Annotated in this window: 11 protein-coding genes and 1 pseudogene; 6 read left to right on the top strand and 6 right to left on the bottom strand. The window is 71.5% G+C overall.

Going from position 1 to position 12,532, the window contains the following annotated elements; all coding sequences use genetic code 11:
* Positions 1-26: 26 nt before the first annotated feature.
* Positions 27-1,307, bottom strand: coding sequence for an extracellular solute-binding protein (locus ACIGXX_RS39140; RefSeq protein ID WP_399983183.1), 1,281 nt, complete (start codon positions 1,305-1,307; stop codon positions 27-29).
* Positions 1,308-1,457: 150 nt separating this feature from the next.
* A pseudogene (locus ACIGXX_RS39135) lies at positions 1,458-2,261 on the bottom strand (glycoside hydrolase family 16 protein); the annotation flags it as partial.
* 350 nt (positions 2,262-2,611) lie between these two features.
* Between ACIGXX_RS39135 and ACIGXX_RS39130 the strand changes: the two are divergent.
* Positions 2,612-3,397, top strand: coding sequence for a GntR family transcriptional regulator (locus tag ACIGXX_RS39130; protein ID WP_399983241.1), 786 nt, complete (start codon positions 2,612-2,614; stop codon positions 3,395-3,397).
* 49 nt (positions 3,398-3,446) lie between these two features.
* Positions 3,447-3,668, top strand: a complete 222-nt coding sequence (locus ACIGXX_RS39125; protein WP_361831529.1) for a dodecin — start codon at positions 3,447-3,449, stop codon at positions 3,666-3,668.
* 17 nt (positions 3,669-3,685) lie between these two features.
* On the opposite strand, the gene ACIGXX_RS39120 is transcribed toward ACIGXX_RS39125, so the two are convergent.
* The 4 genes from ACIGXX_RS39120 to ACIGXX_RS39105 are packed head-to-tail and all read right to left on the bottom strand — an operon-like array spanning position 3,686 to position 7,316.
* Positions 3,686-4,174, bottom strand: a complete 489-nt coding sequence (locus ACIGXX_RS39120) for a hypothetical protein (RefSeq protein ID WP_399983178.1) — start codon at positions 4,172-4,174, stop codon at positions 3,686-3,688.
* Positions 4,175-4,210: 36 nt separating this feature from the next.
* Positions 4,211-5,680, bottom strand: coding sequence for a helix-turn-helix domain-containing protein (locus tag ACIGXX_RS39115; RefSeq protein WP_399983175.1), 1,470 nt, complete (start codon positions 5,678-5,680; stop codon positions 4,211-4,213).
* Positions 5,677-6,474 carry an SAM-dependent methyltransferase gene (locus tag ACIGXX_RS39110; RefSeq protein WP_351164182.1) on the bottom strand — a complete coding sequence of 266 codons (798 nt, stop codon included), beginning with the start codon at positions 6,472-6,474 and terminating at the stop codon, positions 5,677-5,679. Before ACIGXX_RS39110 ends, ACIGXX_RS39115 begins: the two co-directional genes overlap by 4 nt.
* Positions 6,471-7,316, bottom strand: a complete 846-nt coding sequence (locus ACIGXX_RS39105) for a helix-turn-helix domain-containing protein (RefSeq protein WP_399983171.1) — start codon at positions 7,314-7,316, stop codon at positions 6,471-6,473. The genes ACIGXX_RS39110 and ACIGXX_RS39105 overlap by 4 nt, the downstream gene beginning before the upstream one ends.
* Between ACIGXX_RS39105 and ACIGXX_RS39100 the strand changes: the two genes are divergently transcribed.
* The 4 genes from ACIGXX_RS39100 to ACIGXX_RS39085 all read left to right on the top strand — a co-directional run bounded on the left by ACIGXX_RS39100 (position 7,281) and on the right by ACIGXX_RS39085 (position 12,511).
* Positions 7,281-7,922, top strand: a complete 642-nt coding sequence (locus ACIGXX_RS39100) for a winged helix-turn-helix transcriptional regulator (RefSeq protein WP_399983168.1) — start codon at positions 7,281-7,283, stop codon at positions 7,920-7,922. The two genes, ACIGXX_RS39105 and ACIGXX_RS39100, sit on opposite strands and share 36 nt — an antisense overlap.
* Positions 7,923-8,037: 115 nt before the next feature.
* Positions 8,038-9,039 carry an LLM class flavin-dependent oxidoreductase gene (locus tag ACIGXX_RS39095; protein WP_361473571.1) on the top strand — a complete coding sequence of 334 codons (1,002 nt, stop codon included), beginning with the start codon at positions 8,038-8,040 and terminating at the stop codon, positions 9,037-9,039.
* Between the two features lie 39 nt (positions 9,040-9,078).
* Complete coding sequence (locus ACIGXX_RS39090) at positions 9,079-11,424, top strand: excinuclease ABC subunit UvrA (protein WP_361473574.1); 2,346 nt, start codon at positions 9,079-9,081, stop codon at positions 11,422-11,424.
* Positions 11,425-11,638: 214 nt separating this feature from the next.
* Positions 11,639-12,511, top strand: a complete 873-nt coding sequence (locus ACIGXX_RS39085) for a glycoside hydrolase family 16 protein (RefSeq protein WP_351164174.1) — start codon at positions 11,639-11,641, stop codon at positions 12,509-12,511.
* Positions 12,512-12,532: the final 21 nt, after the last annotated feature.

Raw genomic sequence — 12,532 nt, 5'->3', positions numbered from 1 at the left:
TCTCCGGCCCGCCGGGCGCCCCCGCCTCACGACCCGCTGACGTCCAGCTCCCGGGTGATCCGGCGCGAGGCCGCCTTCGCCTCCGTCGTCGGGTCGCTCCCGGCCAGCACCTTGGACATGTACGCCTTGATGGGGTTGTCCGCCTCCACCGCCGCCCACTTCGGCGAGGCCGGGGTCGCCCGGCCCCGTGCGGCGCCCGCGGCCATCGCGGCGACCCCCTCCTCGCCCGAGACGGCGGAGGCCAGCGTCGTCTTGTTGGGCACGTAGTTCATGGTCCTGGCCAGGTCCTTCTGCCACTTCTTGCCCGCGAGGGCCTCGATCACGGCGACCGCGCCCCTGCGGTCGTCCGTCTTCCCGCGCACGACGAGGTCGGACCCGCCGGTGAAGACCGCCCCCGGTTTCGCCGCCGTCTTGCCCGGGATGGGGAAGTAGCCGAGCTTCCCCTTCAGTTCGGGGTTCTTCTCCTCGATGGCCCGCGCCGTGCCCGGCACGGCGACGATCTGCGCCACGTTTCCCTCGGCGAAAACGCCGGCCTGCGGCGGGTGCTCCTCGTCCGCGTCCCGGGGGCCCTGGCCCAGTGCCTGCAGCTGCCGGTAGAACTCCATGCCCCGCAGCGCCGCGGGCGTGTGCAGGCTGCCCTCCCACACGCCTCGTGACCCCTTGGCCTCCGTGGCCAGTTCGCCGCCCTCGTCCCAGATGAAGCCGGCCAGGGTGTACCAGTCCTGGCCCGCCAGGTAGATCCCCTGGTCTCCGCCGGAGTTGAGCTTCTTGGTGTCGGCGATCCACTGCGCGCGCGTCTTCGGGGGCTCCTCGATCCCGGCCCGCGCGAAGAGGTCCTTGTTGTAGATGACGACGCGGTTGGCCGCGTACCAAGGGATGCCGTACTGGCTGCCGTTGTACCGGCCCGGCTCGGCCAGGCCGGGCAGCCACTGCTTCATGCCGAGGTCGCGCGCGGACTCCAGGGTGAGGTCGTAGAGCCCTCCCTCGTCGACGTACTGGGCGACCTGGGTGTTGCCGACCTCGATGACGTCGGGCCCGTCCTCGGCCTTGAGCGCGGCCTTGACCTTGTCGCCGACGCCGGTCCACTCCTGGAGGCGTATCCGGAGGTCGATGTCGCCGTGGCGCTCCTCGAAGTCCGTGGTGAACCTCTTGATGAACTCCGCCGACGCACTGCCCCGCATGAGCCACACGGTGACGGTCCGCTTCTCCTCTTCCCCGCCCGGCAGGACGCCGCATCCGGGGAGCAGCACGGTGGCGGCAAGGACGAGGGACAGGGCGACGCGGCGGTGCGGTTTCACGTGGGTCACTTTCTTCCTGCGGACAGGGGAAGGTCGGCCCGACGTGGGGGTGAGCTGGTGGCTCGAACGGGTACGGCTGGATTTTGGTCTGTACCAATGGGTCGGTCAAGGGGGAACGGCACCGGGATCGCAGATTCCGGTGCCGTTCCCGGGGTCGGATCAGCTGCCGGGGACGGTGTCCTCGAACGCCGTACCCGCACTGCGGTAGGAGCTGACCTGCGCCTTCACCTGCTCCGGGGTGAGGACCTGGTCCTTGACGTGCAGGACGTAGTCGACCTGCTGGTCGTAGGCGCGCGGGGCGGTGCCCGACTGGCCCGCCAGGTCGATGAGCCACTGGTTGAAGTTGATGGACATGGGACGCTCCGGCAGGTACTTGGCGTCGTGCGTGCCGAACAGCCGCCCGTCGACGTAGTACTTGATGGTGCTGTCGTCGATGGTGAACACCACGTCGTGCCAGCCCGCGTAGCTCTGCCGCACCTCGGTGTGCTGGTTGACGGCCTCCCACGGCTCGGGGTTGAACGTCTCCCAGGACGTGGTGTAGAGGATGTTGGCCGGCTCGCCCCAGCCTCCGTTGGGCAGGTACTCGAAGTCGTACTCGGAGTAGTCGTCCGCCATCGGGGCCTTGAGGTCGTTGATGGCGAAGAAGGCCTGCACGAGGTGGTCCCCGTCGGGGCCGGACCTGGGCGCGTCGGCGTACTTCACGCGGGCCGCGTAGGTGCCGTTCCTGAACTTGACCGCCTTGGTGAGGATCTCGGTCTGCTCGGTCGAGGCGCCCGTGCCCGCGGTCGACGTCTCCAGGTTCATGACGGAGTTGCCGTCGGCGGCGGAGAAGGTGACGTTCTCGGGCACCCAGGACGCTCCGGGGACGCCGGGGCCGCCCGCGTTGGAGCGGATGTTCCAGCCGTGCGCGGAGATCTTCGGGTCGCCGTGCCCGGTGTAGTCGAAGTCGTCGAAGAGCGCGGGGGCGGCGACGGCCGCCGCGCCACCGGCGTCGGGCGCGGCGGACGCGGGCAGTGCGGCAGGACCGGCGAGGCCGAGCCCTGCCGCCGCCGCGACCGCGACGGCCGTACGGACCCGGAGTCTCACGCTGGAGCGGTGTCGGTTCATCGACCTGATTCCTTTCGGAATGCCGGGAGCGCTCACCGCTCCCGGCGTGGGGGGAGGTGCGGTACAACGACACACCGTGGCCTTACCAATTGGTAAGCTGACCACTCGCGAGGACTGAAGGTGGCATAGACCACTGGGGGCGTCAAGTCCCCTTGCGCGAAAGGGCGTTGCGCGGCGTGGACGGCTCGGGAAGGGCGGCGGCATCGATGGACCAGCGGGGCACATCCGGCGGCGTACTCAAGCGCGAGCGGGTGCGCGAGGTCCTGCTCGATCTGATCGAGGCCCGCCGCCCCGGCGATGCGATCCCCTCGGAGCGCACGCTCTGCACCGAACTGGGTGTCTCCCGGCCGACGTTGCGCGCCGCCGTCGACACGCTGGTCGCCTCGGGTCTGCTGGTGCGCGAGCACGGCCGCGGCATGTTCGTGGCCCGCGCCAAGGTGACGCAGGAGCTGGCGCCTGGCAGCCGCCCGCTGACCGCACCACGGGCCGCCGGCGACTGGACGAGCCGCGTCCTCGACTTCAGCACGGTCCGGGCCGGGGCGCGGGTCGGCCGCAAGCTGCGCATCTCGCCCGCCGCCGAGCTCGTGTACGCGGTGCGGCTGCGCCTGGTCGACGGCGAGCCCATCGCCCTGGAGCATCTGCACGTCCCGGCCGCTCTCGCCCCGGGGCTCACCCCCGCGCAGGTGGAGTCCGGCTTCTACGCCCACCTCCGCGCGGCCCGCCGCATCCGCCCCGCGCACGCCGCGCAGTCCATCGAGCCCACGGTCCTGACGGAGGACGAGGCGGCGCTGCTCGGCGTGCCCGTACTCTCCCCCGCGCTGCTCTTCGACCGTATCACCACGGACAGCGAGGACCGCCCGGTGGAGTACGTGCGCTCCCTCTACCGAGGCGACCGCTACCGCATCGTCTCGCGGCTCGAACTGGACGGTGCCGAAGAGCACCCCGCGCCCACCGCCTCGCGCACCGCGGCGTGGTGGGGCACGGTGGAGTGACCTCACCCCACGGCGGTGAGGTCACCACACGGCGGAGAGGAACATCCTGATGTCCGACCACACCTACCGGGTCACCGAGATCGTCGGCACCTCGCACGAGGGCGTCGACCAGGCCATCCGCAACGGCATCGCCCGCGCCTCGCAGACGCTGCGCTCGCTGGACTGGTTCGAGGTCACCCAGGTGCGCGGCCACATCGAGAACGGCGAGATCGAGCACTACCAGGTGGGCCTGAAGGTCGGTTTCCGCCTGGACGACGGCGACAGCGCCTGACCCTCACCGCCGAGCGGTCACGTCCGCCCCTCGCGCTCCTGCGCGTCCTTCAGCGCGGCGGACGTGCTCGCCCATCGCGCCCGTACGACCGTGAAACCCGCCCGCTCGGCCTCGTCGCACACCAGCTCGTCGTCGTCCACCAGCATCCGGACCTCGCGTGACCCGGAGATCTTCTTCAGGATCTCCAGCTTGGTGCGGCGGGCGGGGCGCCGGTCGTCGTTGCGGCGCATCCAGATCCGCCCCTCGGGAAGCCCCTGCGCCGCGAGCCACGCCACGGTGTCCCTGCGGCACCGCTCCGGCCTGCCTGTGAGGTAGACGACCTCGCACGCCCGCGTGCTCTCCAGGGCGAGCGCCACGCCCTGCTCCAGCGGCGGGTCGTCCGGTGCCGCCGCGAAGAAGGCGGCCCAGTCGCGCGGCTTGCGCTCCAGGAAGCCCTGGCGGTGCCCGGTGTCCGCGAGGGTGCCGTCCAGGTCGAATACGGCCAGAGGCCTGCTGTCGTCCGTCACGCGCCCAGCGTAGGCAATCCCCGCGGGCCCCCGGAGCTAGGCCCGCGCCCCTCGGTAGGTCCTGCCCCCACGACGCGGCAGAGCGGCCGGCCCGTCCCCCGGAGGCGCGATCGTCTCGGCGGCCAGATGCAGCTCGGCCCTCACAGTCGCGGACGACAGGTCCAGCCCCAGGAGCCGGCCGCACTTGTCCAGCCAGGCGGTGAGGGTGGTCCGGTGCAGTCCCAGCTCGGCGGCGGCGGGAGCGGTCCGGCCGCGCTGCCCGAGCCAGCACCGCAGTGCGGTGCGCAGCCGCGCGTCCAGCGGTTCGAGCAGGGCGGACGCCCAGCGGTCGGCCTGCCCGGGGCCGATCAGCTCAGGGGGCAGCGGCGCGGCGGGAAGGCGTACGTACGTGGTGGCGGGCTCGGGCGGTGCCGGGGCGCGCAGGGCCAGCAGCAGCTGCGCCTGCACGGTGGGGTCGTCGAGGTCGGCCGCGAGCAGGGCGCCGATGCCGCGCAGCCGTGAGCGGACCGTGCCCTCGGACACCCCGAGGGCCGGCACCGCGGCCTGGGCCGAGCCCGACCGCAGCCAGGCCTCCAGGGTCCGGCGCCGCTCACGGTCCAAGGGCTGAAGGACGGCCGCGGACCAGGCGGCGAGCCGGTCCGCGGGCAGGACACGCAGCAGCCCGTGCGCCCCGAGGCCGGCCGCGGGGATGAGGCAGCCGACGGCGGCGCTGTTGCGCGCGGTCCCGGCCTCGGCCCACGCGGTGGGAACCATGTCCAGGGGCGCGGGGTCGGCCGCCCCGCCGGTCAGCCGGTACCGCTCGGCGATCCGGGCCAGGAGCGGGAGCGCCGGGCTGTGGCTCTCCTGGGCGCCGTGCAGGGCGACGACCACCAGTTCCGGCCCGTCCAGGCCGACGAGCATCCGGGTGTCGCCGAAGGACACCCCGGACTGCGCCGCTCGCCACAGGGCCTGGTGTGCGGTGTGGGCGGTGCTCCCGGCCAGCCGGTACACCGTGGCGTGCGTGACGTGGGCGGCGGCGCCGGTGCCGAGCACGTCGACGGCCAGGCGGTGCCGGCCGTGCAGCAGGAGGTGCAGCGCGGCGGCGTGCAGCCGCTGCTCGGCGCCGCGCGTCTCCTCGGCCTGCCGGGCCCGCACCAGCAGCAGGTCGGCGGTGATCTGCGCGATCAGGGCGGCCCGGGGTGCGGGCGTCGCTCTGCCGGGGCCGATGACCAAGGCGGCATCGGCCACCTGCTGGACGGTGAGGTGCGGGTGGGCCTTGGGGTGCGCCGCGGCGCGCACGGCCGCGGGCCCGGCGCTGTGCGGGTGGCAGTGGACGGCGCCTGCCACCGGGTGCACCACGGCGGCCCAGCCGTCGGCCAGGGCGGCGGCCTCGGCGATCAGCATGTCGCCGGAGCGGCCCGCCGCACGCGTGAGCCGTCGCGCCGCTTCGTACGGCGTGTCCTCGACGGGTGAGGCGGGCGCGGGCCCCGCGCGGTGCTGCGCGCGGCCCGCCCTGCTCGTCGTCACGGAATGCGCGCGACGGCGCCCCAGCCCGCCCGCTCGGTGGTCCGGTCCGTGGTGGGGTCGGGCCGCCAGTTGGGCCAGGAGACGAAGCCGGGTTCGACCAGTTCGAGGCCGTCGAAGAAGGCGACGGTGACCTCCGGCTCGCGGAAGATGTAGGGAATCGCCCCGGAGTTGTTGTACTCCTCCTGCACCTTGCGGTGTTCCTCGTCCGATGCGGTGGAGTGGCTCAGGGCCAGATAGCTGCCCGAGGGAAGTCTCTCCACCAGGCGGCGCACGAGCGACAGGGCGTCGTCCCAGTCCACGATGTGGCCGAGCACGTCATTGATCACCAGGGCGACGGGCCGGGTCAGGTCCAGGGTCTCGGTCGCACCCCGCAGGACCGTGTCCGTGTCGCGCATGTCCGCAAGCACATAGGCGGTGGCGCCCTCAGGGGTACTGGTGCGCATCGCGTGCACGTGCAGCAGGACGAGCGGGTCGTGGTCCACATAGACCACGCGGGATTCGGGGGCGATGCGCTGGGCGACCTCGTGGGTGTTGTTGGCGGTCGGTAATCCGGCGCCCAGGTCGAGGAACTGGCGGATGCCGGCGTCCCGTGCGAGATAGCTGACCGTGCGCCGCAGGAAGTCCCGTGACTCACGGGCGAATTGCTCGATCATCGGGTACTTGTCGCGATAGGCGTCCCCGGCCTGCTGGTCGGCGGGGAAGTTGTCCTTGCCGCCCAGCCAGTAGTTCCAGACCCGCGCGCTGTGGGCGACGGTCGTGTCTATCTCCGGGGGCAGCTTCGTCGGTTCGGTCACACCAGTTCCTCTTTCGATTTGTGGGGGTGGGACGCGGCGGTGCAGGAGTAGTCGAGGAGCATGAGGTAGGCCGTCACGGTCTCGTGCGCGTCCCAGACGTCGGCCGTGCCGGGCAGGCCTCCCTCGCGGACCACGTGGTCGGAGATCTCCGGTACTTCGACCCGGTAGACGGTGAGCGGCGGATTGCCGGTCATGGCGTGCACCGGCCCGTCCAGCGGGTGGATCTGCAAGGTCACCTCGGGTCGCTCGGCGGCGGCCCGGAGCGACTTCCGCTGCCCGGCCATGATCTCCGCGTCCCCTACGCGCGTGTGCAGGGAAGCGGCCGACATCAGGGCCCAAAGACGCGTCTGCTGGGCGCGCAACCGGTCTTGACGCTCCATCAGGAACTCGGTGCGCCGGTCCTTGTCCGCAGGGGACAGGTCCGGGCGCAGGACGTCGTCGACGGCACGGGCGTAGGCCGGGGTGCGCAGCAGGGCGGGGACGAGCGAGGGGTGCCAGGTCCGGACGATGCTGGCCGCGGACTCCACGCTCATCAGGTCCAGCTCCCAGGCGTCCATGACGGCGCGCCACGGATGCCACCACCCGGGGCGGTTGGCGGCCGCCAGCTTCCCGAGGAATTCCCCGGTCTCCGCCGGGCCCGCCCCGTACAGCGCAAGGAGCGTGGAGACCTGACCCGCGTCCAGGGACGTCTGGGCCTGCTCGATGCGGCGGACGGTCGCCGGGTGGGCGCCGAGAGCTTCGGCCGCCTGCTGGAAACTGAGCCCCGCCGACTCGCGCAGGGTCTTCAGCCGGGTGGCCAGAACGAGATGCGCGACGGTCCGGCCGGATCGTTCGCGAGCCACAAACACCCCCCTGCGCCCGCAGTTACCGCACTTACCGCAACTTGTGGATCGTGCACACTCTGTACCTTGCAATCGTTGCGCGCAACCCTTTGTATGGCCTCATTCCCCAGGGCGAGAGAAGCGGACCGAACCAGGCGAAGGGATGATCAACTATCCGTGAGAACACGTAAGTTGAAATCAAAAACAGAAAGAACTCCCGGTCTTCCGCCGAGCGACGAGCGATACCTTCAGCGAATCCATGACTTCTTCCGATTGTTGAACGGCGAATGGCATTGGGACGTCCTCGTGGCCCTCAATGACGGACCGCTGAAGTACACGGAACTGCTGAATACGGTTCGCGCGCAGACCCCCGTCAGCAACTGGCCCGGAACCGCCCACCATTACCTCGAGGAGGCCATGCTGAGCCGGACCCTGCAGCGCCTCACGCAGGGAGAGCTCGTCGAGCGCGAGCGGGCGATGGGCTACCCGTACGCCACGACGTACCGTCTCGCCCAGCCGGCCCGGGAGCTCCTGACGGTCATGGCGCCCGCCGCCGAGTGGACGGAAGCACACTCCGCCCTTGTGGTCCGGGTCCAGGGGATGCGGCAGAGAGTGCCCGAGGAGTAGCGGGCCCCATCCTTCACGGCGATCGAAATCACTTTGCCCGCTTCCCGCACCTGACGGATCATGGAGACCACGGAGGAGATCAGAACGCGATCCCCGCCCGGCGAAGGGATCTCGTGTGGAAGCGACCCGGTTCTCCGTCCTCGACCGTTCCCGCACCCGCGAGGGGCACGACGGCGCCGAGGCCCTGCGCGACACCGTGCGCCTGGCCAAGGAGCTCGAAGACCTCGGCTACCACCGTTTCTGGGTGTCCGAGCACCACGCGGTGCCGGGTGTCGCGGGCTCCGCGCCGACCGTCCTCGCCTCCGCCGTCGCCGCCGCGACGCGCACCATCCGGGTCGGCACCGGCGGCGTGATGCTGCCGAACCACCAACCCCTCGTCGTCGCCGAGCAGTTCGGGGTGCTCGAAGCCCTCTTCCCCGGGCGCATCGACATGGGCCTCGGCCGGTCGGTGGGCTTCACCGACGGGGTGCGCAAGGCGCTGGGCCGGGACAAGCACGACGCCGACGACTTCGCGGCGCAGCTCACCGAGCTCCTGGGCTGGTTCCGCGGCACATCGGACACCGGGGCGCACGCCCGCCCCGCCGAGGGTCTGCGCGTCCCGCCGTTCGTCCTGGCCATCGGCGAGGGCGCCACCATCGCGGCCCGGGCCGGGCTCCCGATGGTCATCGGCGACATCAAGAGCCGCGAGAAGATGCTCCGCGGCATCGAGCACTACCGCACCTCCTTCCGGCCCTCGGAGTGGTCCAGCGAGCCGTACGTCGTCGTCTCGGGCACCGTCGCCGTCGCCGGGACGCCCGAGGAGGCCCGCCGCCTGCTGATCCCGGAGGCCTGGTCGATGGCGTACTCGCGCACCCACGGCACGTTCCCGCCCCTGCCCCCGGCCGAGCGCATCGAGTCGCCGCAGATGCGGATGACCGAGAAGGAGCGCGGTTTCTACGAATCCGGGCTCCTCGGCCAGATCCACGGCACGGAGGACCAGGTGGCCGACGAGATCGAGACACTGATCAAGGAGACCGGGGCGCAAGAAGTGCTGGTCACGACCAGTACGTACGACCGCGAGGGCCTCCTCGACTCCTTCCGGCGGCTGGCTCGGGTCGCGGGTCTGGCCGCCACCTAGAATCGTGGGGTTTGCCCCCGAGCCGCGTACGGAGTCCCCATGCACAGCCCCCACGATCCGTTCGTACGTGTCCGGGGTGCCCGCGAGCACAATCTGCGGGACGTCGACGTGGACGTCCCGCGCGACGTCCTGGCGGTCTTCACCGGTGTCTCCGGCTCGGGGAAGTCCTCGCTCGCCTTCGGGACGATCTACGCGGAGGCCCAGCGGCGCTACTTCGAGTCCGTCGCACCGTACGCCAGACGCCTGATCCACCAGGTGGGGGCGCCGAAGGTCGGAGAGATCACCGGCCTGCCCCCCGCGGTCTCGCTCCAGCAGCGGCGCTCGGCACCCACGTCCCGCTCCTCGGTGGGCACGGTCACCAACCTCTCGAACTCGCTGCGCATGCTCTTCTCGCGCGCCGGCACCTACCCCGAGGGTGCCGAGCGGCTCGATTCGGACTCCTTCTCGCCGAACACGGCCGCCGGGGCCTGCCCGGAGTGCCACGGCCTGGGCCGCGTGCACCGCACGACCGAGGACCTGCTCGTCCCCGACCCGTCCCTCTCCATCCGGGAGGGCGCGATCGCCGCCTGGCCCGGCGCCTGGCAGGGCAAGAACCTCCGGGACGTGCTCGACGCCCTCGGGCATGACGTCGACCGCCCGTGGCGCGAGCTGCCGCGGGCGGACCGGGACTGGATCCTGTTCACGGACGAGCAGCCGGTGGTGACGGTGCACCCGGTGCGGGACGCGGGCCGCATCCAACGCCCGTACCAGGGCACGTACATGAGCGCCCGGCGCTATGTGATGAAGACGTTCTCGGACTCCAAGAGCCAGACGCTGCGCGCCAAGGCCGAGCGCTTCCTGGCAAGTGCCGACTGCCCGGCGTGCGGCGGCAGCAGGCTGCGCCCGGAGGCGATGGCGGTCACGTTCGCGGGCCGTACGATCGCCGATCTCGCCGCGCTGCCCCTCTCGGAGCTGGCCAAGTCCCTGGAGGGCGAAGGGGGTTCGGAAGCGGCCCGCGTCCTGTCCGACGATCTCCTCGCCCGCATCGCCACCATCACCGAACTGGGCCTGGGCTATCTGAGCCCGGACCGCGCCACGCCCACCCTCTCCGCGGGCGAGCTCCAACGACTGCGCCTGGCCACCCAGTTGCGCTCCGGTCTCTTCGGCGTGGTGTACGTCCTGGACGAGCCGTCGGCCGGTCTGCACCCGGCGGACACCGAGTCCCTGCTCACCGTCCTCGACCGGCTCAAGGCCGCGGGCAACTCGGTCTTCGTCGTGGAGCACCATCTCGACGTCATGCGCCATGCGGACTGGCTCGTCGACGTGGGCCCGGACGCCGGTGAGCACGGCGGGCAGGTCCTGCACAGCGGCCCGGTGGCGGACCTGGAGAGCGTGCCGCGGTCCGCCACGGCCCGCTTCCTCTTCGACCGCGAGCCCGCTCCGGAGCGCCGGGTGCGCACCCCGCGCGGCTGGCTGAAGGTCGGCCCCGTGAGCCGGCACAACCTGCGCGACGTGACGGCCGAGTTCCCGCTCGGCGCCTTCACCGCCGTCACCGGCGTCTCCGGTTCGGGCAAGTCCACGCTCATCGGCGAGGTCACCGAGGACCTGGACGGCGTGGGACGTCTGGTGTGCGTCGACCAGAAGCCGATCGGCCGCACACCGCGCTCCAATCTGGCCACCTACACCGGCCTCTTCGATGTCGTGCGCAAGGCCTTCGCGGCCACGGACGCGGCACGGACACGGGGTTTCGGCGTGGGGCGCTTCTCGTTCAACGTCGCGGGCGGGCGGTGCGAGACCTGTCAGGGCGAGGGGTTCGTGAGCGTGGAGCTGCTCTTCCTGCCCAGCACGTACGCGCCGTGCCCCGACTGCGGGGGCGCGCGCTACAACCCCGGGACCCTCGAAGTGACGTACCACGGACGGAACATCGCGGAGGTGCTCGACCTGACGGTGGAGTCGGCAGCGGAGTTCTTCGCGGACACCCCGGCCGTCGCCCGCAGCCTGCGGACCCTCCTCGACGTGGGGCTGGGCTATCTGCGCCTCGGCCAGCCGGCGACGGAGCTCTCGGGCGGCGAGGCCCAGCGCATCAAGCTGGCCAGCGAGTTGCAGCGGGTGCGGCGCGGCCACACGCTCTACCTCCTGGACGAACCGACGACCGGACTGCACCCGGCCGACGTCGAGGTCCTGATGCGGCAGCTGCACGGCCTGGTCGACGCGGGCCACTCGGTGGTGGTCGTCGAGCACGACATGGCGGTGGTGGCGGGCGCGGACTGGGTGATCGACCTGGGTCCCGGCGGCGGCGACGAGGGCGGTCGCGTGGTCGCATCGGGGCCGCCCGCCGCGGTGGCGGGTGCCGAGGGGAGCCGGACGGCGCCGTATCTGGCGCGGGCGACGGGTGGGGACCGGTGAGGCAGGCACACACCCGGTGAGGTCGTGAACACCGGGCGAGGTTGGTACACACCAACTCCTTGACGGGGCTCGCGAGTCTGCCTTAAATCAAGTACTGAACAAAGCGGTGGGGTTGATCGCTCGCCGCGTTCAGTTCTCGATGTCCGGTTGTCATGCGCATGGCTTGGGAGTTCGCACCCCCCACTCTCTCGCCACCCCCACGTGAAGCGATGTGATGACAGTGCACACCTCTTGGCGCCGCCGTGCGGCGCTCTCCACGGCCGCCCTGGCCTGCTGCGCCTCGGCCCTGGCCGGGCTGCCCTCCGGAGCGTCCGCGGCCCCCTCCCCCACCCGGCCCGCCGCGGCGGCCGCCACCTTCACCGACGACTTCAACGGCGCCGCGGGCTCCGCGGTCGACGGCGGCAAGTGGCAGATCGAGACCGGCGACAACGTCAACAACCACGAGCGGCAGTACTACACCTCGGGCAACAAGAACGCCGCCCTGGACGGCCAGGGCAACCTGGTCATCACCGCCCGCAAGGAGAACCCGGGCAACTACCAGTGCTGGTACGGCCGTTGCGAGTACACATCGGCCCGCCTGAACACCTCGGGCAAGTTCACGCAGACGTACGGCCACGTCGAGGCCCGGATGAAGGTGCCGCGCGGGCAGGGCATGTGGCCCGCGTTCTGGATGCTCGGCGCCGACATCGGCACCGTGGGCTGGCCCCAGAGCGGTGAGATCGACGTGATGGAGAACGTCGGCTTCGAGCCCGGCACGGTCCACGGCACCCTGCACGGCCCCGGCTACTCGGGCTCGGGCGGCATCGGCGCGGGCTACACCCTGCCCGGCGGCGAGGCGTTCGCGGACAAGTTCCACACCTTCGCGGTGGACTGGTCACCGAACAAGGTCACCTGGTCCGTGGACGGCAACGTCTACCAGACCCGCACCCCGGCCGACCTAGGCGGCAAGCAGTGGGTCTTCGACAAGCCCTTCTTCCTGATCCTCAACCTCGCGGTCGGCGGCTACTGGCCCGGCGACCCGGACGGCAGCACGGCCTTCCCGCAACAGCTCGTCGTCGACTACGTCCGCGTGAGCACCAACAACTAGCGTGATCTCCAACAGCCGACC

The organism is Streptomyces sp. NPDC055243, from assembly GCF_044544025.1.
Lineage (GTDB): Bacteria > Actinomycetota > Actinomycetes > Streptomycetales > Streptomycetaceae > Streptomyces.
The sequence above is the reverse complement of the archived record's forward strand: the minus strand, read 5'-3'. Positions and strand labels throughout refer to the sequence as shown.

Bases quoted from the DNA above. Each gene is read 5' to 3' on its own strand.
- ACIGXX_RS39130 (WP_399983241.1), top strand. From the start codon at position 2,612: ATGGACCAGCGGGGCACATCCGGCGGCGTACTCAAGCGCGAGCGGGTG.
- ACIGXX_RS39125 (WP_361831529.1), top strand. From the start codon at position 3,447: ATGTCCGACCACACCTACCGGGTCACCGAGATCGTCGGCACCTCGCAC.
- ACIGXX_RS39100 (WP_399983168.1), top strand. From the start codon at position 7,281: ATGCGCGACGGTCCGGCCGGATCGTTCGCGAGCCACAAACACCCCCCT.
- ACIGXX_RS39090 (WP_361473574.1), top strand. From the start codon at position 9,079: ATGCACAGCCCCCACGATCCGTTCGTACGTGTCCGGGGTGCCCGCGAG.
- ACIGXX_RS39085 (WP_351164174.1), top strand. From the start codon at position 11,639: ATGACAGTGCACACCTCTTGGCGCCGCCGTGCGGCGCTCTCCACGGCC.